This is a genomic window from Actinacidiphila glaucinigra, from assembly GCF_900188405.1.
GTDB lineage: Bacteria > Actinomycetota > Actinomycetes > Streptomycetales > Streptomycetaceae > Actinacidiphila > Actinacidiphila glaucinigra.
This window is the reverse complement of sequence record NZ_FZOF01000015.1, coordinates 127,981-148,369: the sequence shown is the minus strand read 5'-3', so window position 1 is coordinate 148,369 and position 20,389 is coordinate 127,981. Positions and strand designations below refer to the sequence as shown.

The following is a 20,389-nucleotide window of genomic DNA, read 5'->3' as shown; positions in this document are numbered from 1 at the left end:
ATTCAGGGTACGGGGCGGGCGGCCGGACCACGGATGCCGCCCGTCCCGTACGGGATCAGAGCGCCTCCAGGAGCGTCGCGTTGGCCAGTCCGCCCGCCTCGCACATGGTCTGCAGCGCGTAGCGCGCGCCCCTGGCCCGCATGGCGTGGACGAGGGTGGTCATCAGCCGGGTGCCGCTGGCGCCGAGCGGGTGGCCCAGCGCGATGGCGCCGCCGTTGACGTTGACCTTGGCGGGATCGGCGCCGGTCTCCTGGAGCCAGGCGAGGACGACGCTCGCGAAGGCCTCGTTGACCTCGAAGAGGTCGATGTCCGCCAGGTCCAGCCCGGCTCGGCGCAGTACGCGTTCGGTGGCCGGGATGACGCCGGTCAGCATCAGCAGGGGGTCGGAGCCGGTGACGGCGAAGCTGTGCAGCCGGGCGAGCGGGCGCAGGCCCAGGCGCTCGGCCGTCTCGCCACTGGTGATCAGCACGGCGGAGGCCCCGTCGTTGACCGGGCTGCTGTTGCCCGCCGTGACCGACCACTCGATCTGCGGGAAGCGCTCGGCGTAGCCGGGGTCGGCGAAGGCGGGGCGCAGCCCGGCGAGGATCTCGGGCGTGGTCGCGGGACGGACGGACTCGTCCGTGGCGAGCCCGGCGAGCGGCGCGACCTCGGCGTCGAAGGCGCCGGCCGACCACGCGGCGGCGGCCCTGCCGTGCGACTCTGCGGCGAAGGCGTCCATCGCCTCACGGCTCAGCGACCACTTGGCGGCGATCAGCTCCGCGCTGATGCCCTGCGGCACGAGTCCGCCGGGGAAGCGCGCGGCGACGCCCGGGCCGAACGGGTCCGCGCCGGGCGGCACGTTGGACCACATGGGGACCCGGCTCATCGACTCCACACCGCAGGCCACGACGACGTCGTACGCGCCGGCGAGGACCCCCTGCGCGGCGAAGTGCACGGCCTGCTGCGAGGAGCCGCACTGCCGGTCGACCGTGGTGGCCGGGACGGAGTCCGGGAAGCCCGCCGACAGCCAGGCCCAGCGGGTGGTGTTCATGGCCTGCTCGCCGACCTGGTCGACGGTGCCGCCGATGACGTCGTCGACGAGCGCCGGGTCGATCCCGCTGCGGCCGACGAGCTCCTTGAGGGTGTGGGCGAGCAGCTCCACCGGGTGCGTCCCGGCGAGGGCACCTCCCGGCTTGCCCTTGCCGATGGGGGTGCGGACGGCTTCGACGATGACCGCGTCGCGCATGACGTTCTCGCCTTCTGCGGGGTGTGGGGCGGGACGAGTGGTTAGTTTGACTTTCAAACCATGACGCGGAGACGAGGGTAGGGCGAGTGGGTTTGGAATCACAACCCGCTGTGTGAGACTGGGCCGGTGAGCCCCACCACACCTGTGCCGCCGCTGCCGGGGCGTCCCTGCTCCGCCGCCGCGGCCCTGCACGTCGTCGGCGAGAAGTGGGCGCTGCTCGCGGTCCGCGAGATCCTCTACGGCAACCGGCGTTTCGACGCCCTCGCCCGCAACACCGGCGCCCCCCGCGACCGCCTCACCGCGCGGCTGCGCGCTCTGGAGGAGGCCGGCATCGTCGAACGGCGCGCCTACAGCGAGCGGCCGCCGCGGTACGAGTACCACCTGACGGAGGCGGGACGCGATCTCGCGCCGGTCATCCGGGCGCTGGTGGCGTGGGGCGACAAGTGGGCGGTGGAGGAGCCGCCGGTGGTACTGCGGCACCGGGGGGACCATCCGGTGGACGCCGTCGAGTACTGCCGCACGTGCGGGGACGAGGTCCACGACCGCGACCTCGCGCTCGACATCCGGAGCGAGGGGTGGACGCCCGCGGGGCGGACGGGGGCCACGCCACCCGGCTGAACGGCAGGCGGGCGGAGCGGGCGGAGCGGGCGGAGCGGACGGATCATGCCGCGAGGCGGGTGCGCCGCGTCGGCACACCCGCCTCGCGCGAGGCACCGTCAGGGCGCCGCGTCGACCAGGGGCTTGGCCGGGACCGGGGTCGCTCCGGGAACCTTCGCGGCGCGGCGTCCCGGGACGAGGAGCGCCGCGAGCGCGCCGACCGCGACGGCGGCCGCGCCCACCCAGAGCGCGGGGGTGAGGCCGTCGACGAACCGCGTCGCGGACTCGTAGCCGCCCTGGGCGGAGAAGACCGCCGCCAGGGTGGCGACGCCGAGGGCCCCGCCGACCTCGCGGAGGGCGTTGTTGGCGCCCGAGGCGATGCCCTGCTCCTCCGGCCGGACGCTGCCCATGACGATGTTGGCGCTGGGCGCGAAGTACATCGCCATCCCGATGCCGCTCACGATCAGCGCCGGCACCTGCGACGCGTACGACATGCCCGGCTCCACGATCAGGGCGAACCAGCCGAGCCCCACCGCCTGCAGGGCGAGCCCGGCGGCGACGACCGGCCGGCCGCCGATGCGGTCGGAGAGGAAGCCGGCGATGGGAGCGACGAGCATCGGCATGCCGGTCCAGGGCAGCATCCGCAGCCCCGCCTCCGTCGGGGAGTAGCCCGCGACGCCCTGGAGGAACTGGCTGAGCAGGAAGATCGAGCCGAACATGCCGAGGAACATCAGCAGGCTGGCCGCGTTGACGGCGGCGAAGGCGCGGCTGCGGAAGAGCCGCATCGGCAGGATCGGGTTGCGGGCGCGGATGCCGTGCCGGACGAAGGCGGCCAGCAGCACGCCGCCGCCGATGAGGCCGCCCAGGACCGGGCCGCTGGCCCAGCCGTCCGCGTTGCCGCGGACGAGGGCGTAGACGATGCCGAACAGACCCGCGCTGGCGAGCACCGTGCCGGTCAGGTCGAGCCGGGGGTCGGGGCCGTGGCTCTCGGTGAGCCGCAGCCGGGCGAGGGGCAGGAGGAGCAGGCCGATCGGGACGTTCAGCCAGAAGATCCACTGCCAGGAGATGTGCTCGGTCAGCGAGCCGCCGATGAGCGGTCCGGCGGCGACCGCGAGGCCGTTGACGGCGCCCCAGATGCCGAACACCATGCCGCGCCGCTCGGGCGGGACGGTGGCCGAGAGCAGGGTGAGGGTGAGCGGCATGAGGATCGCGGCGCCGACACCCTGGACGGCGCGGGCGGCGATGAGTTCGCCCATGCCGGGGGCGAGCGCGGCGGCGGCGGAGGCCGCGGAGAAGACGCCGAGCCCCACGAGGAACATGCGCCGGCGGCCGAAGCGGTCGCCCAGGGCTGCGCCGAACATCAGGAGGACGGCGAAGGTGAGCGTGTAGGCGCTCACCGTCCACTCCAGGTCCTCCAGGGCCCCGCCGAGGTCCGCGCGGATGGAGGGCAGCGCGGTGGTGACGACGAGATTGTCGAGCGCCGCCATGAACCCGGCGACGCTGGTGATGACGAGTGCCCAGGCGACGCTGCCGCGCCTGGCGTCCGTCGGTTGCTGTGCCATGAACTCCCCCAGCCGATTAGTAATTGATCAATAACTTTCATGGCCATGGGTCGGCCCGGGATGCGCCGGCGCCACCCGTCAGCCCTTCTCCGGGAAGCGGTCGCCATAGAGGTCCACGATCCCCGCCCAGCCGCGCTCGTCCTGCGGGACACCGAGCGCCACCAGCACGTTCACGAGCATCCCCGTGCCGAAGAACTGCGCCATGTCGCCGTCGCTCGCCCCTGTGCGCACCCTGACGTAGTCCCACAGACCCAGCCAGCCGCGCCGGCAGGCCTCGCGGATCTCCTCGTCGTCGACGGCGGCCACGTACATCTGGAGTTGCATCCGCAGGACGTCGCCGCCCCCGACGAGCTCCTGGTACGAACCGCACATCGCCTCGAAGGCGTCTTCCCCCTCCAGCCCCTCGGCCGCCTTCTCGAAGTGCGCCTCGATCGTCTCGACGCACCGCGCCGCGGCGGCCAGGAACAGCGCCTTCTTGTTCGGGAAGAGCCTGAAGAGGTACGGCTGCGACACACCCATGCGCTTGGCGATGACGCCGGTCGAGGTGCCGTTGTAGCCACCCGTGCCGAACTCCGCCATCGCCGCGCGGACCGCCGCCTCGCGGCGCTCGTCCGCGCTCATCCGCATCCCGTCGCCTGCCATGTGAAGTAAGTTATCAGTCAATAACAAGCCTGGGCAAGAGGAAGACGGCGGGCACGCCCGCCGCCCTCTCCTCACGGCTACGCGAGCCGGACCACCGCGCGGGACATGCCCAGCACCTTCTGCCCGGCGCTGACGGCCGTCACGTCCACCCGGACCGTGCGCTCGTCGTCGTCCAGCTTGGCCGCGACCTTGGCGCTGACCTCGATCAGCGCACCCGTGCCGTCGTTCGGCACCACGACCGGCTTGGTGAAGCGGACGCCGTACTCCACGACCGCACCCGGGTCGCCGGCCCAGTCCGTCACCACGCGGACCGCCGAGGCCATGGTGAACATGCCGTGCGCGATGACGTCCGGCAGGCCGACCTCCCTGGCGAACTTCTCGTTCCAGTGGATCGGGTTGAAGTCACCGGAGGCGCCGGCGTACTGCACGAGTGTGGCGCGGTTCACGGGGAAGGACCGCGCCGGCAGCTCGGTGCCGACCTCGACCTCGTCGTAGGAGATCTTCGCCGTCATCGGTCACTCACCCTCCGGCGCGCGCGCCACCAGTTTCATCAGCGCCGTCACCACGTGCTCGCCGCTCTCGTCGTGGACCTCGCCGCGGACGTCGATGACGTCGTTGCCCGCGAGCGACTTGATGGCCTCGATGGTGACCGTCACCGACAGGCGGTCACCGGCCCGCACGGGGCGGGTGTAGCTGAACTTCTGGTCGCCGTGCACCACCCGGCCGTAGTCCAGTCCCAGCTCCGGGTCGAGGACGACCTGCCCCGAGGCCTTGAACGTGATCACGAACGGGAAGGTCGGCGGCGCGATCACGTCCTGGTGGCCCAGGGCCTTGGCCGCGTCGGGGTCGGTGTAGACCGGGTTCGGGTCACCGACGGCCTCGGCGAACTCGCGGATCTTCTCCCGGCCCACCTCGTACGGAGCGGTGGGCGGATACGTCCGCCCCACGAAGGACTGGTCCAGCGCCATCGGCACCTCCTGGAGCTGTGATGTACACGTCGGCGGGTCCGCCAACGCCAAGAGGCCGCCCCCGTTGGCAGGGGCGGCCTCGTTGGTCTTACGGCCTGGATCAGCGCGTCTCGCGGTGCGCGGTGTGCGCGTTGCAGCGCGGGCAGTGCTTCTTCATCTCAAGACGGTCCGGGTCGTTGCGCCGGTTCTTCTTGGTGATGTAGTTCCGCTCCTTGCACTCCACGCAGGCCAGCGTGATCTTCGGGCGGACGTCGGTGGCGGCCACGTGAGTGCTCCTTGACGAACGGCAATAAGGTTTGAACACGGAAAGAGTAGCCGATTGAGGGACCGATCCCACAATCGGCTACGCGGGTAGCGGCGACCGGACTTGAACCGGTGACACAGCGATTATGAGCCGCTTGCTCTACCGACTGAGCTACGCCGCTTCGATGAAAAGATCACCCGCCGGGTGGCGGGTCATCCGATCACCAGAGCCCCAATACGGAATCGAACCGTAGACCTTCTCCTTACCATGGAGACGCTCTGCCGACTGAGCTATTGGGGCGAGCGAGGAAGACATTACACGGTCCGCAGCCGAAGGTGAAATCCGTATCTTGCGGGCAGTCGCCGGACCACCTCCCGCCTCCGCCGCCCCAGCCGCTCGGCCCCATACGTCACTTGACGTCACCAGTACGACTATTCGCTCTTCCCGGACGGACCGGGCACGGCCCCCTAGGCTCGGAACCGCGTGATCTTGCCTCCGGCCCCGAGGAGCGCGATGACCGACAGCCAGCCGCAGCAGCCCACCGACCCCCCGCTCGGCGAAGCCGCCCCAGCCCCCGCCCTCCTGCTCTGCGGTGCCCGCCTCGCCGACGGCCGCACCGTCGACGTGCGTCTGGCCGGAGCGCGCATCGAGGCCGTCGGCACCGCCGGCAGCCTCCACGAGGGCACCCGGGTCGACCTCGGCGGCTACCTCCTGCTGCCCGCCCCCGCCGAACCCCATGCCCACCTCGACACAGCCCTGACCGCCGGCTCCGCCGGCCCGCCCTCGTACGACGCCGAGGACGTGCAGCGCCGGGTCACCGAGGGCGCCCTCCACCAGCTCGGCCACGGCGCCACCGCGGTCCGCACCCACATCCGCATCGGCGACGTGCAGGGGCTGCGCGCCCTGGAGGCGGCGCTGCAGGCCCGGCGCGCGCTGCGCGGCCTGGTCGACGTGCAGACCGTCGCCGTGCCCCGGGTGCTCACCGGGCCCGCGGGCGCGGACGGCCTCGCCGTACTCCGCGACGCCCTCAAGATGGGGGCCGACGTGGTGGGCGGCTGCCCCGACCTCGACCCCGACCCGGCCGGCTACGCGGAGACCGTGCTCACCGTCGCCGCCGAGTTCGGCCTCCCCGTCGACCTGCACACCGACGCCGCCGACCCGGCCCGGCTCTCCCGGCTCGCCGCGATGGCGGGCGGGCTGCGCCCGGGCGTCGCCCTCGGCCCCTGCGGCGGTCTGACCCGGCTCCCGTACGACACCACCGTCCGTCTCGCCGGGCAGCTCGCCGCCGCCGGGGTCTCGCTGACCGCCCTCCCGCAGGGCGGCTGCGGCGCACTGGAGTCGGTGCGCCGGGGCGGCACCGCGCCGGTGCGGACGCTGCGGGCGGCAGGCGTCCGGATCGCCGCGGGCAGCGGCGCACTGCGCGATCTGGCCAACCCCGTCGGCCGCGGCGACCCCCTGGAGGCCGCCTTCCTGCTCGCCACACACGGCGAGTGCGCCCCCGGGGAGGCCTACGAGGCGGTGAGCCGGGACGCCCGCGCCGTCATGGGGCTGCCCGAGGTGCGGGTGGAGGCGGGCTTCCCCGCCGAGCTGCTCGCGGTGCGGGCCGACCGGCTGGAGAGCGCGCTGTCGCTGGCGTACAGCCGGATCGTCATCCACCGGGGGCGGGTCGTCTCGCGGACGAGCGCGGTGCGCGAGTACACCGACACCCTGGCGCTCGACCTGCCGCGTCAATCGAGGAGCCGCCGTGACCCGGCATGAACGGCACGCCGGGCGTAGCGTCGGTGGCATGCGCACTGTGATCGCTGGTGGACATGGACAGATCGCGCTGCGGCTGGAACGGCTGCTCGCCGCGCGCGAGGACGAGGTGGCGGGCATCATCCGCAGGCCGGAACAGGCCGATGACCTGCGCGAGGCCGGCGCCGAGCCGATCGTGCTCGACCTGGAGTCGGCGTCGGTGGACGAGGTGGCCCGGGCGCTGGCCGGCGCGGGCGCGGTCGTCTTCGCGGCGGGCGCGGGGCCGGGCAGCGGCGCCGCCCGCAAGGAGACCGTGGACCGGGACGCCGCCGTGCTGCTGGCCGACGCCGCCGAACGCGCGGGCGTGCGCCGTTACCTGATGGTCTCCGCGATGGGGGCGGAGGCCGATCCCCGCCCCGGTACCGACGAGGTCTTCGCCGCCTATCTGCGCGCCAAGGGAGCCGCCGACGCCGAGGTGCGCCGTCGTGCCGCCCTGGAGTGGACAATCGTCCGCCCCGGCCGTCTGACCGACGACCCCGGCACGGGGCGGGTCCGGCTCGCCGCCGACACCGGGCGCGGTTCGGTGACGCGTGACGACGTCGCGGCGGTCCTCGCGGAGCTGCTCGACACGCCCTCGACGGCGGGGCTCACCCTGGAGCTGATCGAGGGTCACACACCGGTGTCGGTCGCGGTGAAGGACGTCGCCGGCAACTGAACCGCACCCCGGAACGGATGCCTTGGCCCCCGGACCCCGTTTCCGCGAGGCGCGGATGTTGGCTGGGGCGGGCGGGTAGAGGGGGAACGGCCGAGATGCGATCAGCGCGGCTCTGGGCTGCACTTGATCGTATCGGGACGCCCAGCACCATCCCCCTGACGTCACGGAGAGAGCATGCCGATAAAGCCCCCGGCACCCCCGTTCACCCGCGAGACCGCGATCGAGAAGGTCCGCATCGCGGAGGACGCCTGGAACAGCCGCGACCCCGAGAAGGTGTCCCTCGCCTACACGCCGGACAGCCGGTGGCGGAACCGCGGCGAGTTCGTCCACGGACGGGAGGAGATCGTCGCGTTCCTCACCCGGAAGTGGACGAGGGAGCAGGAGTACCGGCTCATCAAGGAGCTCTGGGCCTTCGACGGCAACCGCATCGCGGTCCGCTTCGCCTACGAGTGCCGCGACGACTCCGGCAACTGGTACCGCTCCTACGGCAACGAGAACTGGGAGTTCGACGACGAGGGCCTGATGCGCGTACGCCTGGCCAGCATCAACGACACCCCCATCGCCGAGTCGGAGCGCAAGTACCACTGGCCGCTGGGACGGCGGCCCGACGATCACCCGGGTCTTTCCGACCTCGGGTTCTGAGCGGCCAGCGCCTGCTGCCGCAACTCCACCCGGGCCGCGGGCGAGCGGCCCGGGCCGGTACGCCAGTAGGGGTGCCAGAACAGACGGCAGGAGAGCCACAGCAGACGTCGCCGCAGCAGCGCCGCATGCGCCGGCTCCGCTGCGAGTCGCGCGTAGGTGCGGTGCCATTCGCGCTGCGCCTGCACCAGATCGGGCGGGAACACGGTGTTGGCCATGCACGATATTCAATCACGTGTTCGATTTTCTCGGCACGTCTCACGCGTCACTCGTAGGGGTGAGCTTGTGACGGAGCCCGCCGTCGGACGTCCTACGGCCCCGGGGCTCCCCCGCACCCCGGGGCCGTGGGAAGACGTGCCGTCGACGGGGCTGCCTACAGGTTCAGGACGACCAGGGCCCCCACACCACCCAGGCCCAGGGCGACGGCGGCATCGGCCCAGCCGCCCCTCCCCCAGCGGAAGTAGCGGTCCAGTGCGAGCCGCCCGGGGCCGATCGCGGCGATGCCGAGGGCGACGACGGTGATGGCCAGGTTGTACTCGATGCCGCCCTGCTCGTCCCACAGCCCGCGGGCGCCGGTCACGGTGGCCATCGCATTGATCATCACGCCGATCAGCGCGGCCGAGGCGAGCGGGGTGAGCAGCCCCAGCGCGAGGCCCACGCCGCCCAGGAACTCCGAGGCCCCGGCGATGGCGGCGTAGACCTTGCCCGGCGAGTAGCCCAGTTCCTCGAAGCCCTTGCCGGTGGTGGTGAGCCCCTGGCCGCCGAACCATCCGAGGGTCTTCTGGAGCCCGTGCCCCGCCATCAGGACGCCGAAGGTGAGCCTGATCAGCAGCAGGCCGCAGTCACCGGCGGTCACCCGCGGCCGCCGCGGCGGGACCTCCTCGGTCTGCGGCGGAACGCGCAATCGCTCAGCTATGTAGTGCATGGGGAACCCTCTTCTGCCTCCAAGCCCCGACGGGCGGCGCCGGCCGTCCCGGGGGGCAGCGGAGCGTGTTGATGCGGTCACCGCGGATCACACAGGCATCCCTCCTCCCTCGGAAGGCACGCGATATCTGTGTGCCGCTTTCAACCACTTTCCCCTCTTTCGTACATCTCATCCCGAAATTCTGGAAGTGCCGAATGGCACCGGTGGCCTCACCCCTCAGAGCCGCAGTCGCGGGGCCCGGTCGTCCGGGATGTCCGGACCGGCGAAGCGGAAGGGGACCGAGAGGACGGATGCCAGGGCCCGGCCGGCCCGGTCTGCGGCGTCCGCCGAGGGGCGGCGGCGGCTCGCGTCCCACTCTCCGCCGAGGTACCGCACCGCCCCGGTGGATCGCGGCCAGGTGGTGCCCGGCCGCGGGATCCGCGGTGATCGCCTGCGGGTCGACGAACCAGTCGCGGCCCGGGCGTGCGGGGACTCCGTGTCGAGGGGGCTGTCGGGGGTGCGGGGGCGATCCGGTCGCCGTGGTGGTCGTGGCGTCCGCCCACGAAGGGCTGGGCGTCGTGGAGCCCGAGGCCGCAGGCCCGGCCGGCCGGCCGGCCTCGAGGCCGACGCGGACCGCAAGGAGCGGGTTGTCCTGCGGGACGTACCCGCCCCGCGCGGCGGGGCCTGCCGGACGCCGGCGTACGGGGCGGCCTCAACCAGCCTCGCGGCGAACGAAGTTGCGCGGCCGTGCAACCCCCCGCGCGTTTTCGGGAGTACCTACGAACAGACGTCCACGCGGCGGCCACCACATCCGGTGGCCGCCGCAGGCCGGCGCGCGGGCCCACCGCGCCGGCCGTCAAGGACCGCCCGGCGCAGTGCCGGGCGGCGGCTTCGAAGGAGAAATGCTCCGTGGCTCTCAGTTTTGCCAGGAAGGCGGGCATGGCGACCGCCGCAGCGGTCGCCATCGGCGCGGTGTCGTTCGGCGCCTCCGCGGTGGCGGCGCCGGCGGGCCCGGCGGCACCGGCCGCACACCAGGTCGGCGCAGCACCCGCCGCCGCGGCCGCCAAGGCGGTCGCCGCGCCCCGGAAGCAGACGCCCGAGATCGTCACGCAGCTGATCGGCAAGGGCCGCGTGGACGGCAAGCGCTGGTCGGTCGCGCTGGAGTTCCACCGGACGCTGCCCGAGGGCTACGAACTGCCAACGTCCCCCGACGGGACCCCCGCCCCCGGCACGGCACTGCTGTGCCAGCGCATGTACATCGACGGCGTCCGCATCGACCACCAGGGCGGCCCCTGGTCCGACTGCCAGCCCGTCACCGGCACCCACGACCCCGCCGGCAGCGGCAGCATGGGCCTGTGGGGCTTCCAGGACAAGGGCACCAGCGGCTCCCGCCTCATGGTCTCCAACCCCGAGGCCGACATCGCCTACGGCATCGTCGACCTCACCGACGGCACCCGTCTGAAGGCCGCCACGGTCACCGTCCCGGGCACCGACTACCGCGCCTGGGCCGTCGCCATACCCAACGGCAAGACGATCTCCGCCGTCGACCAGTACGACAAGCGCCACCACCGCCTCACCCACGACACCTACTGGCGCTGACCCCGGGAAGAAGGACGGGCACCTCCTGCCGTGCAACCACGTGACCACCGAGCCGAGGACGGCGGACCGGACGCGGAGTTCACCCGGTTCGTCGCCGCCCGCTGGCGCGCCCTGACCCACACCGCGTACCTGCTCACCGGGGACTTCCACGAAGCGGAAGACCTGGTGCAGTCCACGCTGGCCAGGGTGTACCCGCACTGGGGACGGCTACGGCCCGAGCACGCCGAGCACTACGTGCGGCGCGCGCTGGTCAACACCAACCGTAGCCGGCACCGCCGCCGCAGGATCGCCCACCTCCTCCTTCCGTCACTGCCCGACACCCGCCCCGTCCCCGAGGACGTGGCGGGTGTCGGGGGCGTGGACGGCTACGACGCCTTGGCCCGCCTGCTCGCCGAACTGCCCGAGCGGCAGCGGGCGGTCGTCGTGCTGCGCTACTGCGAGGACCTGTCCGCGGAGGATGTGGCGGACATCCTCGGTTGTTCGGTCGGCACCGTGAAGAGCCAGGCCTCCCGGGCCCTGGACAAACTACGCAACCGGGGGACCCTCGCCCGGCTTCACCCGTCCAGCCGCCCCGCAGAGGCACGATGACTCCCGACCAGGACCGACACACCGCCCAAGAGGACTGGCTGCGCGACGCCTTCGTGCGGTCGCGCGACGCCTACCCCTCCTCGCAGGCTCCCGTCGAACGGATCCTCGCCACCGCGCGCGCCCGCAGGAAGCGCCATCGCGCCGCCACTGCGGTCGGCGCCGTGGCCGGTGCCGCCTGCGTCCTCGCCGCCGCCCTGGCCGTCGCACTCCAGGGTCCCCACCCTTCCGCCGGTCCCGCGCAGCGTTCCTCCCCCGCCGCGAGCCCGACCGCCACCGCGACGCCCGGGCCCCTCACCGTCTCGGTGGACGGGGGCACGACGGGCGGCGCCCCCTGGTCGGTGACGCTGGAGTTCCACCGGTCACTGCCGGAGGGCTACGAACTGCCCACGGCGCCCGACGGGACCACAGCCTCCGGCACGGCGCTGCTGTGCCAGCGGATGTACATCGGCGGCGTCCGCATCGACCACCAGGGCGGGCCCTGGTCCGACTGCCAGCCCGTCACCGGCAGCCACGACCCCGCCGGCTCCGGCAGCATGGGCCTGTGGGGCTTCCACGGCAAAGGCACCAGCGGCTCCCGCCTCATGGTCTCCAACGCCGAAGCCGACATCGCCTACGGCATCGTCAACCTCACCGACGGCACCCACCTCAAAGCCAACACGGTCACCGTCCCGGGCACCGACTACCGCGCCTGGGCCGTCGCCATACCCAACGGCAAGACCATCTCGGCCGTCGACCAGTACGACAAGCGCCACCACCGCCTCACCCACGAAACCCAGTGGCGCTGACCTCTGAACGAGCGTGGCCGCTGTCACATACCACCCGGCCGCCCTGTCCTCATGGAGAAAACACACCGGCCACGGAAGGTGGGGTTCCTCATCATGGGCGCCGAGCAGCCGCAGCAGGCCGAAGGCCATGTGCATACCGACCACCCGGGCCGGTACCTGGCGCGACTGCGCGAGTGGGCGGGCACGGCGGGCAGCCGCCCGCAGCCCGAGCGGCTCGCCGAGTGGTCCGACACGCACGGGACCATCGACTTCGAAGGCGGCCGGTGCACCCTGCAGGCGGGGCCCGATGCGCTGACGCTCCGCGTCGAAGCCGCCGACCGGAACGGCCTCCGGCGCATCCAGCGGCTGATCACCGAGCGCCTGCGGGAGACCGGCGGGCCCGACGCACCTCCGGTCACCTGGCAGCCGGCCGTGACCGTAACGCCCCACCCACGCCACCGCACGAAGCTCGGCATCGCAGCCGTCGTCGTCCTGGTCGTCGCCGCCCACCTGGGCCTGGGCGGACTCCTGCTGGCGTCCGGTCCCTGGAAGCACTGGGCCCTGGCCGCCGTACTGGCCGCCCTCCTGGCCAAGACCGCCTACATGCTCCGCCGCCGCACCGTTCGCCGCGGGCAGGCCCGCCAAGCCCGCTGATCCGCGGTAGCCGTCCATTGCCGCCGGCGGCAGAAGGCACGGCCGGTCCCATGAACGCTGCGCGCTCGCCGACCACGTTTCAGGAACCGCTCGGATCACGGTCGAGACCGGCGGCTGACCGTCACGGTCCCGCCAACGGGCCCGGCGCGCCGCGCCGGGCCCGACTCTCACATGGGTGAGCCTGGAGTTCCACCTGGCGTCGGCTTCACAGTCCGCGTGAAGTGGACCGCCCGGCCCGGTTCTAGCGCACGTCGACGTAGTCGGAGGCGCTGGTGGCGACGCCGGTCGTGGAGTTGCCGTAGTACACCCAGCGGTAGTAACCGTCGATCGATGCGGTGACCGTGGTCTTCAGGCCCCCGGTGCTGCTGGTGGTGGCCTTCTTGACCGTCTTGAAGGTGTCGGCGCCCTTGGCACGGAACTGGAGGCTGACCGAACGGCCGCTGTAGGCGCCGTACTTCTTCGTGCTCCAGTTCGCCCGGGTCAGCTTGCCCGTGACAGTGATCGGCTTGCCCTTGGTGACCGGCTCCGGCGAGGCGTTGGTGGTGGCCTTGGCCGCGCGCTTGAGCTGGACGGTCGTGGAGCGCGTCTCGCGTTCCGCGGTCTTCAGGCCGCCGCTGGCCTTCCACAGCCGCAGCGAGACGCCGACCTTCCAGGTCGTGGCGTCACTGTTGGAGTCGACGTGCTCCTGGCTCGGGTGCGGGTCGATGTAGAGGTTGCCCTCGCAGCGAGCGTGCTTGGAGTCGATCTCGTAACAGGTGTAGCTGCCCGGCCCGATGAAGTTCTCCCCGGTGTCCGCCGCCGTGTTGATGCTGCCGCGGTAGAGGAAGGGGAATGTGTCGTAGCGGGAGGGGTCGGCGGTGCTGTACCCGGAAGGCAGCGCGATGTTGAACCGCATGGACGGCTCCACCACCTTCGACGTGCCGACGACGATCGGCTTGCCGTTGTTGACGACGATGCTCGACACGGTGATGCCGGTGTCCGCCGCCTGAGCCGTCGGCGCGCTCAGCGCCGAGAGCCCCAGCGCCCCCACAAGCGTGGCCACCGCGGCGATTCGTCTGCCAGTTTTCATTCACACCTCTTCAGCAGAATGCCGTTGGAAGAGGCGGCAGCTTATCTGATGAGTTCATGCCTTCCGCCCCGCCCGCCCGGCCCACCGCCCTGCGCTATGGCTCGATGTCAAAGAGCGGGATGGTCGGTGGTGGCGGGGCGAGTACGGCGCGAAGGCGGTTGAGCGTCGCACGCCATTGCCTCCCGTCCCGTGGATCGACCCAGTTGGACGCCAATCCGGATTCGTCGCCGACGACGCGGGCGAGGGCTTCGTCCGCCAAGGGCCGGAGATCGGAGGGGAAGGCCGGCATCAGTGTTTCGGGGCCGTAGGACGTGTCGACTGGTTCACCGCCTGGACACTGCGCTGCGATCAGTGCCGCAGCGGCCACGGCTTCCTCCGCTTCCGTGAGGTAGCCGCTGGCGTCCACGGTCCGGGTGAGCACGCCGCGGATCAGGGCTTCGCGTTCCTCGGGCTTGGCGTCGTCGAGAGCGTCGGCAAAGTCCGCGGCGGTGTCGTTGTCGAAAGGGCCGGTAGCCCAGGTACCCATGATGATCTCCTCGCACGGCTACGCCCGGAGCCTCGCACCGGCCACTGACAAGGCGGTTGACGCCGACCAGGGTCCGCCGTCCCACGGATGCCCCACAGCCCCGCAGGTCGGGCACCGGATTCCCGTCCACACCCCGTCCACAACCGCTGGTAGAGGCCGTACAAGAACGGGACGAAGCGAGACAGTGACCAGCATCCGCCGGTGCAAACAAAACAGCCCCTGATCTGCGTTTCCGCAGCTCAGGGGCTGTGTTTCCACTGTGGCGGCGCCAGGATTCGAACCTGGGTAGGCTAAGCCGACGGATTTACAGTCCGCTCCCATTGGCCACTCGGGCACACCGCCTGGGAAGTGTCTCCGCGGGCCGCTTGTGTGCGGTCCCCCTTGGCGACGTCGTAAACAATACCCGATGCGCGGGGGTGCTCCGCCACCCTATTGATCAGCGCTCCGGGCGGGTCCGGTGGCTAGGCTTGCGGGGGCGGCCCGGTAGCGGGTCGCGAACCTGACAGATCAGAGCCAAGGAGCCAACAGAAGATGGCCGACTCCAGTTTCGACATCGTCTCGAAGGTCGAGCGGCAGGAGGTCGACAACGCCCTCAACCAGGCCGCGAAGGAGATCTCGCAGCGCTACGACTTCAAGAACGTCGGCGCGTCGATCTCGTGGTCCGGGGACAAGATCCTGATGCAGGCCAACTCCGAGGAGCGGGTCAAGGCCATCCTGGACGTCTTCGAGACCAAGCTGGTCAAGCGGGGGATCTCGCTGAAGTCGCTGGACGCGGGCGAGCCCCAGCTGTCCGGCAAGGAGTACAAGATCTTCGCGACCATCGAGGAAGGCATCTCGCAGGAGAACGCCAAGAAGGTCGCCAAGATCATCCGCGATGAGGGGCCCAAGGGCATCAAGGCCCAGGTCCAGGGCGAGGAGCTGCGCGTCACCTCCAAGAGCCGGGACGACCTGCAGGCCGTCATCGCGCTGCTGAAGGGCAAGGACCTCGACTTCGCGCTGCAGTTCGTGAACTACCGCTGAGCGAGGTCTTGCCGGAGGTCCCGGTCGGGAGGAGGCGGCCGGGGCCTTTGCCGCGCGCACGACGGGGCGCATTCGGAGGGTGCCGCCCGGGAGGCCGCCGCAGGTGCGTAGTGTCTTCCTGTTAGGTCTCCCCGGGACCGCCCCGCCCGTCGACGGCGGACCCGGGGCAGCGTCTCGAGGATGGAGCCGGGCATGCAAAGCCGCACCGCTTTGGTCGAGGACCTGATGAGCCGCTTCCCGCACGTTCCCCGCGAGGCGGTCATCAAGGAGGACCTGCTGCGCGGCGGGATCGCGTTCGACGAGTCCGCGCTCAGCGGCAACGAGGACGGCGACGTCAAACCGAAGTCTTACTTCATCTTCTCCTTCGACCATCGCACGCTCCCCGAATTGGGCGCCGCCGCGCTGAAGCGGCCGCCGGAGGAGATCGTGCTCACCGGCGGGCCGTACGACCTGCGCCGCACGGTGGTGTCGGTGCGGGTCAACCCGGCCTCGCCGTACCGCGTGCGGGCGGGCGGGCGCGGTGTGCTCGGCCTCTACCTCGACGGGGTGCGCATCGCGGACGTCGGCCTGCCGCCGATGCCGGCGTACTACCGGCACAGCCTGGAGAACGGGAAGTCGGTGATGGAGGTCGCGCCCACGATCCAGTGGGGCTACCTGATCTACCTGACGGTCTTCCGCGTGTGCCAGTACTTCGGCGCCAAGGAGGAGTGCCAGTACTGCGACATCAACCACAACTGGCGCCAGCACAAGGCGGCCGGCCGCCCCTACACGGGTGTGAAGCCGGTCGAGGAGGTGCTGGAGGCGCTGGAGATCATCGACAAGTACGACGAGACGAAGTCCTCCACCGCGTACACCCTCACCGGCGGGGCGATCACCTCCAAGGTCGCCGGACGGGACGAGGCCGACTTCTACGGCCACTACGCGAAGGCCATCGAGGAGCGCTTCCCCGGTCGCTGGATCGGCAAGGTCGTCGCGCAGGCGCTGCCCAAGGAGGACGTGCAGCGCTTCAAGGACTACGGCGTGCAGATCTACCACCCCAACTACGAGGTGTGGGACCGCCGTCTGTTCGAGCTGTACTGCCCCGGCAAGGAGCGCTACGTCGGCCGGGACGAGTGGCACCGCCGCATCCTGGACTCGGCGGAGATCTTCGGTCCGCGCAACGTGATCCCCAACTTCGTGGCGGGCGTGGAGATGGCCGAGCCGTTCGGCTTCACCAGCGTCGGGGAGGCGATCGACTCCACGGCGGAGGGCCTGCGCTTCTTCATGTCGCGTGGCATCACGCCGCGCTTCACCACCTGGTGCCCGGAGCCGACGACCCCGCTGGGCAAGGCGAACCCGGAGGGCGCGCCGCTGGAGTACCACATCCGCCTGCTGGACGTGTACCGCGCGACGCTGGAGGAGTACGGGCTGAGCTCGCCGCCCGGGTACGGCCCGGCCGGTCCCGGCAACGCGGTGTTCTCGGTGAGCTCGTTCATGGACAGCCTGCCGGCGTCGGCGCCCGTCGGAGTGAGCTGAGTGCCGGTCCTGCTGATCGTGCATCACACGCCGTCGCCCAACCTGCAGGCGATGTTCGAGGCGGTGGTCGCCGGCGCGACCACCGACGAGATCGAGGGCGTGGACGTCGTACGGCGGGCCGCCCTCGCGGCGACGGCCTCCGACGTGCTCGCGGCGGACGGCTACCTGCTGGGCACGACGGCGAACCTCGGCTACATGTCGGGGGCGCTCAAGCACTTCTTCGACCAGGTCTACTACCCCTGCCTGGACAGCACGCGCGGCCGCCCGTTCGGCTACTACGTGCACGGCGGCAACGACGTCACGGGGACGGTGCGGGGGATCCGGTCGATCACCACGGGCCTGGGCTGGGAGCAGGCCGCGGCGGAGGTGACGGTCACCGGGGAGCCGTCCAAGGCCGATCTGCGGGCCTGCTGGGAGCTGGGCGCGACCCTGGCCGCCGGGCTGGCGGACTGACCGCACGGGCCCGGCGCCGACGTGCCGGGCCCATGCCCCCGTCCTACCGTGGAGGTGGAGAGAGGGGGCAGCACCCATGGCACCCCATGTCCTGGACGACGCGGCAGTGGACGCCCTGCGCTCGGGGTTCACGGGCGAGGTCGTCGCACCGGAAGACCCGTCGTACGACGAGAGCCGCACGCTGTTCAACGCGATGATCGACCGCAGGCCGTCCGTGATCGCCCTGTGCGAGACGGTGGACGACGTGGCCGCCGCGATCCGCTTCGGCCGTGAGCGCGGGCTGGAGGTCGCCGTCCGCGGGGGCGGGCACAGCGTCGCCAGCAACGCCCTGAGCGACGGCGGCATCGTCGTCGACCTGCGGCGTATGCACGCGGTGGTCGTCGATCCCGCGGCGCGCACGGCACGGGTCGGCGGGGGCGCCACGATGAGCCACCTGGACCGGGCGACGCAGCCGTTCGACCTGGTGACCACCGGCGGGCGGGTGTCCACCACCGGCGTGGGCGGCTTCACCCTCGGAGGCGGATCGGGGTGGCTGGAGCGCAAGTTCGGGCTGGCCTGCGACAACCTGGCGGAGGCCGAGCTGATGACGGCGGACGGCACCCTGGTGCGGGCCGCCGAGGACGAGAACCCGGAGCTGTTCTGGGCCCTGCACGGGGGCGGCGGCAACTTCGGCGTCGCCACCTCCCTGACGCTGCGGCTGCACCCGCTGCCCGCGGCCACCCTGGCCGTGCTGCTGTGGCCGCCGGACGCCGGCCCCGAGGTGCTGCGCGCCTACCGCACCCTGCTGGCGTCGGCCCCGGACGAGGTGGGCGGGGGCATGCTCTTCCTGACCGGGCCGCCGGAGGAGTTCGTGCCGGAGCACCTGGTGGGGACGCTCGCGTGCGCCGTGGTGTTCACGTACGCGGGCACCGCGGACGTGGCGCGCGAGGTGCTGGAGCCGCTGCTCGCGCTCGCTCCGCAGGGCCGCCTGATGGCGGAGATGCCGTACGCGGATCTGCAGTCCATGCTCGACGACCCACCGGGCTACCGGAACTACTGGTCGGCGGAGTACCTGGACGACTTCCCCGACGAGGCCGCGGACCGCTTCTGCGCCCGCGCCCGGGACATGGTGGTCCCCTCCCCCTCCCAGCAGATGCTGTTCCCCGGGGGCGGCGCTGTGGCGCGCGCTCCGGCCGACTACCCGCTGCCCTGGCGCCGGGCGCCTTGGGTGGCGCACCCGTTCGGTCTGTGGGCGGACCCGGCGGACGACGAGCGGGCCCGGCGGTGGGCGCACGACGTCCGTGCGGACCTGCGGCAGTGGTCGTCGGGCGCGGTCTATCTGAACTTCATCGGCGACGAGGGCGAGGGCCGGGTGATCGCCGGACTCGGTGCGCACAACCTGGGTCGGCTGGCACGGGTGAAGACCGAGTTCGACCCGGAGAACGTCTTCCGGCTGAACCACAACATCGAGCCGGGCTGAGGCCCGGCAGGGGGACGCGGGCCCGCGTTCAGCGGGTGGCGTACGGGGCGTCGACGGGGACGATCTCGCGGCCGAGCGGCACCAGGGAGATCGGCACCATCTTGAAGTTGGCGATGCCGAACGGGATGCCGATGATCGTCAGGCAGAAGCCGATGCCCGCGATCACATGGCCGATGGCGAGCCAGATGCCCGCGAAGACCAGCCAGATGATGTTCCCCAGCAGCGACCCGACCCCCGCGTCGCGGCGTTCCACCGTGGTGCGGCCGAAGGGCCACAGCACGTAGTTGGCGATCCTCAGGGACGCGATCCCCCAGGGGATGGTGATGATGAAGATGAACATCAGCAGGCCCAGCAGGGCGTAGCCGATCGCCATCCACAGGCCCCAGATGATCAGCCACACGACGTTCAGGACGATGTTGACCGCCTTCATTGCCCAAGCCTCCCATGCGTCCGCGGGCCCCGCCCGTCAGGGGGCGGGAGCCGCCGCTCCGTCAGGCGTCCCCCGCAGGGCCCGTACCCGCGCGCCGGCCGGGCCGCACGTGCGCGTTCAGCGGCGGTGGCCGGCCATCTCCTCGAGGCGGGCGATGCGCTCGGCCATCGGGGGGTGGGTGGAGAAGAGCTTGGACACGTCGCCGGGGCGGAACGGGTTGGCGATCATGAGGTGGCTGGTGGTCTCCAGCCGGGGCTCGGGCGGCAGCGGGGCGCGCTTGGTGCCCGTCTCCAGCTTGCGCAGCGCGGAGGCGAGGGCGAGCGGGTCGCCGGTGAGGCGGGCGCCGGAGGAGTCGGCCTCGTACTCGCGGGAGCGGCTGACGGCGAGCTGGATGAGGGAGGCCGCGACGGGGCCGAGGATCATCATCAGGAGCAGGCCGAACAGGCCGGGGCCCTCGTCGTCGTCGGAGCGGCCGACGGGGATCAGCCAGGCGAAGTTGACGAGGAACACGACCACGGAGGCCAGGGCGCCGGCGACGGACGAGATGAGGATGTCGCGGTTGTAGACGTGGCTGAGCTCGTGGCCGATGACGCCGCGCAGTTCGCGCTCGTCGAGGAGGCGCAGGATGCCCTCGGTGCAGCAGACGGCGGCGTTGCGCGGGTTGCGGCCGGTGGCGAAGGCGTTGGGGGCCTCGGTCGGGGAGATGTAGAGCCGCGGCATGGGCTGCCGGGCGGAGGTGGAGAGTTCGCGCACCATGCGGTACAGCGCCGGCGCCTCGAACTCGCTGACCGGGCGGGCGCGCATCGAGCGCAGCGCGATCTTGTCGCTGTTCCAGTACGCGTAGGCGTTGGTCCCGAGGGCTACGACGAGTGCGACGATCAGTCCCGTACGGCCGAAGAAACTGCCGATGATCAGGATGAGAGCCGACATTCCGCCCAGGAGCGCGGCGGTCTTCAGGCCGTTGTGCCGGCGGTGCACGGTACACCCTCCAAGTTGTGCATCAGGAGGACCATCTCTCCTCGTTCAAGGAGAACCTCCCGAAGGGGCCAACGCCACCGGAAGGGCGTTAGTTCCCTTGTGCA

24 protein-coding genes and 3 tRNA genes are annotated in these 20,389 nt (G+C 71.7%); 12 read left to right on the top strand and 15 right to left on the bottom strand.

The features are described from left to right. Nucleotides 1–55: 55 nt before the first annotated feature. Nucleotides 56–1,225: a thiolase family protein gene (locus CHF15_RS26680; RefSeq protein WP_089226426.1), complete on the bottom strand. Its 1,170-nt coding sequence runs from the start codon at nt 1,223–1,225 to the stop codon at nt 56–58. A 126-nt stretch (nt 1,226–1,351) separates the two neighbouring features. Between CHF15_RS26680 and CHF15_RS26675 the strand changes: the two genes are divergently transcribed. Further along, nucleotides 1,352–1,843 carry a winged helix-turn-helix transcriptional regulator gene (locus CHF15_RS26675; RefSeq protein ID WP_378360440.1) on the top strand — a complete coding sequence of 164 codons (492 nt, stop codon included), beginning with the start codon at nt 1,352–1,354 and terminating at the stop codon, nt 1,841–1,843. A 98-nt stretch (nt 1,844–1,941) separates the two neighbouring features. On the opposite strand, the gene CHF15_RS26670 is transcribed toward CHF15_RS26675, so the two are convergent. The 7 genes from CHF15_RS26670 to CHF15_RS26640 all read right to left on the bottom strand — a co-directional run bounded on the left by CHF15_RS26670 (nt 1,942) and on the right by CHF15_RS26640 (nt 5,538). Beyond that, nucleotides 1,942–3,384 (bottom strand): DHA2 family efflux MFS transporter permease subunit, encoded by a 1,443-nt coding sequence (locus tag CHF15_RS26670; protein WP_089226424.1) that lies wholly within the window; start codon nt 3,382–3,384, stop codon nt 1,942–1,944. A 78-nt stretch (nt 3,385–3,462) separates the two neighbouring features. Further along, nucleotides 3,463–4,026, bottom strand: a complete 564-nt coding sequence (locus tag CHF15_RS26665; RefSeq protein ID WP_179279970.1) for a TetR/AcrR family transcriptional regulator — start codon at nt 4,024–4,026, stop codon at nt 3,463–3,465. 77 nt (nt 4,027–4,103) lie between these two features. Next, a complete protein-coding gene (locus CHF15_RS26660; protein WP_089226423.1) occupies nt 4,104–4,538 on the bottom strand; it encodes a MaoC family dehydratase in 435 nt (144 codons plus the stop codon). Between the two features lie 3 nt (nt 4,539–4,541). After that, on the bottom strand, nt 4,542–4,994 hold the full coding sequence (locus CHF15_RS26655) for a MaoC family dehydratase N-terminal domain-containing protein (protein WP_089226422.1): 453 nt from the start codon (nt 4,992–4,994) through the stop codon (nt 4,542–4,544). Between the two features lie 100 nt (nt 4,995–5,094). Further along, entirely contained in the window at nt 5,095–5,259 is a 165-nt protein-coding gene (gene rpmG / locus CHF15_RS26650) for a 50S ribosomal protein L33 (RefSeq protein ID WP_004571794.1), read from the bottom strand. Between the two features lie 87 nt (nt 5,260–5,346). Further along, a tRNA-Met gene (locus tag CHF15_RS26645) sits at nt 5,347–5,419 on the bottom strand. 46 nt (nt 5,420–5,465) lie between these two features. After that, nucleotides 5,466–5,538: transfer RNA gene (locus tag CHF15_RS26640), tRNA-Thr, on the bottom strand. 213 nt (nt 5,539–5,751) lie between these two features. Between CHF15_RS26640 and CHF15_RS26635 the strand changes: the two genes are divergently transcribed. The 3 genes from CHF15_RS26635 (at nt 5,752) to CHF15_RS26625 (ending at nt 8,329) form a co-directional block, all read left to right on the top strand. Next, nucleotides 5,752–6,996, top strand: coding sequence for an amidohydrolase family protein (locus CHF15_RS26635; protein WP_089226421.1), 1,245 nt, complete (start codon nt 5,752–5,754; stop codon nt 6,994–6,996). A gap of 28 nt (nt 6,997–7,024) precedes the next feature. After that, complete coding sequence (locus CHF15_RS26630; protein ID WP_089226420.1) at nt 7,025–7,687, top strand: NAD(P)H-binding protein; 663 nt, start codon at nt 7,025–7,027, stop codon at nt 7,685–7,687. Between the two features lie 174 nt (nt 7,688–7,861). Then, nucleotides 7,862–8,329 carry a nuclear transport factor 2 family protein gene (locus tag CHF15_RS26625; protein WP_089226419.1) on the top strand — a complete coding sequence of 156 codons (468 nt, stop codon included), beginning with the start codon at nt 7,862–7,864 and terminating at the stop codon, nt 8,327–8,329. Here the strand turns inward: CHF15_RS26625 and CHF15_RS26620 are convergent. Together CHF15_RS26620 and CHF15_RS26615 are read right to left on the bottom strand one after the other, a co-directional pair. Beyond that, nucleotides 8,299–8,544 (bottom strand): hypothetical protein, encoded by a 246-nt coding sequence (locus CHF15_RS26620; protein ID WP_089226418.1) that lies wholly within the window; start codon nt 8,542–8,544, stop codon nt 8,299–8,301. The two genes, CHF15_RS26625 and CHF15_RS26620, sit on opposite strands and share 31 nt — an antisense overlap. Before the next feature lie 155 nt (nt 8,545–8,699). Continuing rightward, nucleotides 8,700–9,251 (bottom strand): DoxX family protein, encoded by a 552-nt coding sequence (locus tag CHF15_RS26615; protein ID WP_245939053.1) that lies wholly within the window; start codon nt 9,249–9,251, stop codon nt 8,700–8,702. Nucleotides 9,252–10,139: 888 nt separating this feature from the next. On the opposite strand from CHF15_RS26615, the gene CHF15_RS26610 reads away from it, so the two are divergent. From CHF15_RS26610 to CHF15_RS26595, 4 genes are all read left to right on the top strand, one after another. Further along, nucleotides 10,140–10,829 (top strand): hypothetical protein, encoded by a 690-nt coding sequence (locus CHF15_RS26610; RefSeq protein ID WP_143681637.1) that lies wholly within the window; start codon nt 10,140–10,142, stop codon nt 10,827–10,829. Nucleotides 10,830–10,859: 30 nt separating this feature from the next. Continuing rightward, entirely contained in the window at nt 10,860–11,417 is a 558-nt protein-coding gene (locus CHF15_RS26605; RefSeq protein ID WP_089226415.1) for a SigE family RNA polymerase sigma factor, read from the top strand. Next, a complete protein-coding gene (locus CHF15_RS44480; RefSeq protein WP_089226414.1) occupies nt 11,414–12,202 on the top strand; it encodes a hypothetical protein in 789 nt (262 codons plus the stop codon). Before CHF15_RS26605 ends, CHF15_RS44480 begins: the two co-directional genes overlap by 4 nt. A gap of 93 nt (nt 12,203–12,295) precedes the next feature. Next, nucleotides 12,296–12,835 (top strand): DUF2218 domain-containing protein, encoded by a 540-nt coding sequence (locus CHF15_RS26595; RefSeq protein ID WP_179279969.1) that lies wholly within the window; start codon nt 12,296–12,298, stop codon nt 12,833–12,835. A 241-nt stretch (nt 12,836–13,076) separates the two neighbouring features. Here CHF15_RS26595 and CHF15_RS26590 read toward each other — a convergent pair whose 3' ends face one another. From CHF15_RS26590 to CHF15_RS26580, 3 genes are all read right to left on the bottom strand, one after another. Then, nucleotides 13,077–13,904 carry a hypothetical protein gene (locus CHF15_RS26590; protein ID WP_089226412.1) on the bottom strand — a complete coding sequence of 276 codons (828 nt, stop codon included), beginning with the start codon at nt 13,902–13,904 and terminating at the stop codon, nt 13,077–13,079. Between the two features lie 94 nt (nt 13,905–13,998). Then, nucleotides 13,999–14,430: a DUF4259 domain-containing protein gene (locus CHF15_RS26585; protein ID WP_089226411.1), complete on the bottom strand. Its 432-nt coding sequence runs from the start codon at nt 14,428–14,430 to the stop codon at nt 13,999–14,001. A 260-nt stretch (nt 14,431–14,690) separates the two neighbouring features. Continuing rightward, nucleotides 14,691–14,772 (bottom strand) — tRNA-Tyr (locus tag CHF15_RS26580). 189 nt (nt 14,773–14,961) lie between these two features. Between CHF15_RS26580 and CHF15_RS26575 the strand changes: the two genes are divergently transcribed. The 4 genes from CHF15_RS26575 to CHF15_RS26560 all read left to right on the top strand — a co-directional run bounded on the left by CHF15_RS26575 (nt 14,962) and on the right by CHF15_RS26560 (nt 18,877). Beyond that, entirely contained in the window at nt 14,962–15,450 is a 489-nt protein-coding gene (locus tag CHF15_RS26575; protein ID WP_018558836.1) for a YajQ family cyclic di-GMP-binding protein, read from the top strand. A gap of 192 nt (nt 15,451–15,642) precedes the next feature. Continuing rightward, on the top strand, nt 15,643–16,965 hold the full coding sequence (locus CHF15_RS26570) for a radical SAM protein (protein WP_089226410.1): 1,323 nt from the start codon (nt 15,643–15,645) through the stop codon (nt 16,963–16,965). Continuing rightward, on the top strand, nt 16,966–17,418 hold the full coding sequence (locus CHF15_RS26565; protein ID WP_089226409.1) for a flavodoxin family protein: 453 nt from the start codon (nt 16,966–16,968) through the stop codon (nt 17,416–17,418). Nucleotides 17,419–17,494: 76 nt separating this feature from the next. After that, a complete protein-coding gene (locus CHF15_RS26560; RefSeq protein ID WP_089226408.1) occupies nt 17,495–18,877 on the top strand; it encodes an FAD-binding oxidoreductase in 1,383 nt (460 codons plus the stop codon). A 28-nt stretch (nt 18,878–18,905) separates the two neighbouring features. Here CHF15_RS26560 and CHF15_RS26555 read toward each other — a convergent pair whose 3' ends face one another. After that, the gene (locus tag CHF15_RS26555; RefSeq protein WP_089226407.1) at nt 18,906–19,307 is read right to left on the bottom strand and encodes a YccF domain-containing protein; all 402 of its coding nucleotides are present in this window, start codon (nt 19,305–19,307) and stop codon (nt 18,906–18,908) included. A gap of 117 nt (nt 19,308–19,424) precedes the next feature. Next, on the bottom strand, nt 19,425–20,285 hold the full coding sequence (gene htpX / locus CHF15_RS26550) for a zinc metalloprotease HtpX (protein WP_089226406.1): 861 nt from the start codon (nt 20,283–20,285) through the stop codon (nt 19,425–19,427). Between the last annotated feature and the right edge of the window lie 104 nt (nt 20,286–20,389).

What these genes read in the sequence shown, in the direction of transcription:
- CHF15_RS26680 (WP_089226426.1), bottom strand. Translation starts at nt 1,225, where the DNA reads ATGCGCGACGCGGTCATCGTCGAAGCCGTCCGCACCCCCATCGGCAAG.
- CHF15_RS26670 (WP_089226424.1), bottom strand. Translation starts at nt 3,384, where the DNA reads ATGGCACAGCAACCGACGGACGCCAGGCGCGGCAGCGTCGCCTGGGCA.
- CHF15_RS26665 (WP_179279970.1), bottom strand. Translation starts at nt 4,026, where the DNA reads ATGGCAGGCGACGGGATGCGGATGAGCGCGGACGAGCGCCGCGAGGCG.
- CHF15_RS26660 (WP_089226423.1), bottom strand. Translation starts at nt 4,538, where the DNA reads ATGACGGCGAAGATCTCCTACGACGAGGTCGAGGTCGGCACCGAGCTG.
- CHF15_RS26655 (WP_089226422.1), bottom strand. Translation starts at nt 4,994, where the DNA reads ATGGCGCTGGACCAGTCCTTCGTGGGGCGGACGTATCCGCCCACCGCT.
- CHF15_RS26635 (WP_089226421.1), top strand. Translation starts at nt 5,752, where the DNA reads ATGACCGACAGCCAGCCGCAGCAGCCCACCGACCCCCCGCTCGGCGAA.
- CHF15_RS26630 (WP_089226420.1), top strand. Translation starts at nt 7,025, where the DNA reads ATGCGCACTGTGATCGCTGGTGGACATGGACAGATCGCGCTGCGGCTG.
- CHF15_RS26625 (WP_089226419.1), top strand. Translation starts at nt 7,862, where the DNA reads ATGCCGATAAAGCCCCCGGCACCCCCGTTCACCCGCGAGACCGCGATC.
- CHF15_RS26620 (WP_089226418.1), bottom strand. Translation starts at nt 8,544, where the DNA reads ATGGCCAACACCGTGTTCCCGCCCGATCTGGTGCAGGCGCAGCGCGAA.
- CHF15_RS26615 (WP_245939053.1), bottom strand. Translation starts at nt 9,251, where the DNA reads ATGCACTACATAGCTGAGCGATTGCGCGTTCCGCCGCAGACCGAGGAG.
- CHF15_RS44480 (WP_089226414.1), top strand. Translation starts at nt 11,414, where the DNA reads ATGACTCCCGACCAGGACCGACACACCGCCCAAGAGGACTGGCTGCGC.
- CHF15_RS26595 (WP_179279969.1), top strand. Translation starts at nt 12,296, where the DNA reads ATGGGCGCCGAGCAGCCGCAGCAGGCCGAAGGCCATGTGCATACCGAC.
- CHF15_RS26590 (WP_089226412.1), bottom strand. Translation starts at nt 13,904, where the DNA reads ATGAAAACTGGCAGACGAATCGCCGCGGTGGCCACGCTTGTGGGGGCG.
- CHF15_RS26585 (WP_089226411.1), bottom strand. Translation starts at nt 14,430, where the DNA reads ATGGGTACCTGGGCTACCGGCCCTTTCGACAACGACACCGCCGCGGAC.
- CHF15_RS26575 (WP_018558836.1), top strand. Translation starts at nt 14,962, where the DNA reads ATGGCCGACTCCAGTTTCGACATCGTCTCGAAGGTCGAGCGGCAGGAG.
- CHF15_RS26570 (WP_089226410.1), top strand. Translation starts at nt 15,643, where the DNA reads ATGCAAAGCCGCACCGCTTTGGTCGAGGACCTGATGAGCCGCTTCCCG.
- CHF15_RS26560 (WP_089226408.1), top strand. Translation starts at nt 17,495, where the DNA reads ATGGCACCCCATGTCCTGGACGACGCGGCAGTGGACGCCCTGCGCTCG.
- CHF15_RS26555 (WP_089226407.1), bottom strand. Translation starts at nt 19,307, where the DNA reads ATGAAGGCGGTCAACATCGTCCTGAACGTCGTGTGGCTGATCATCTGG.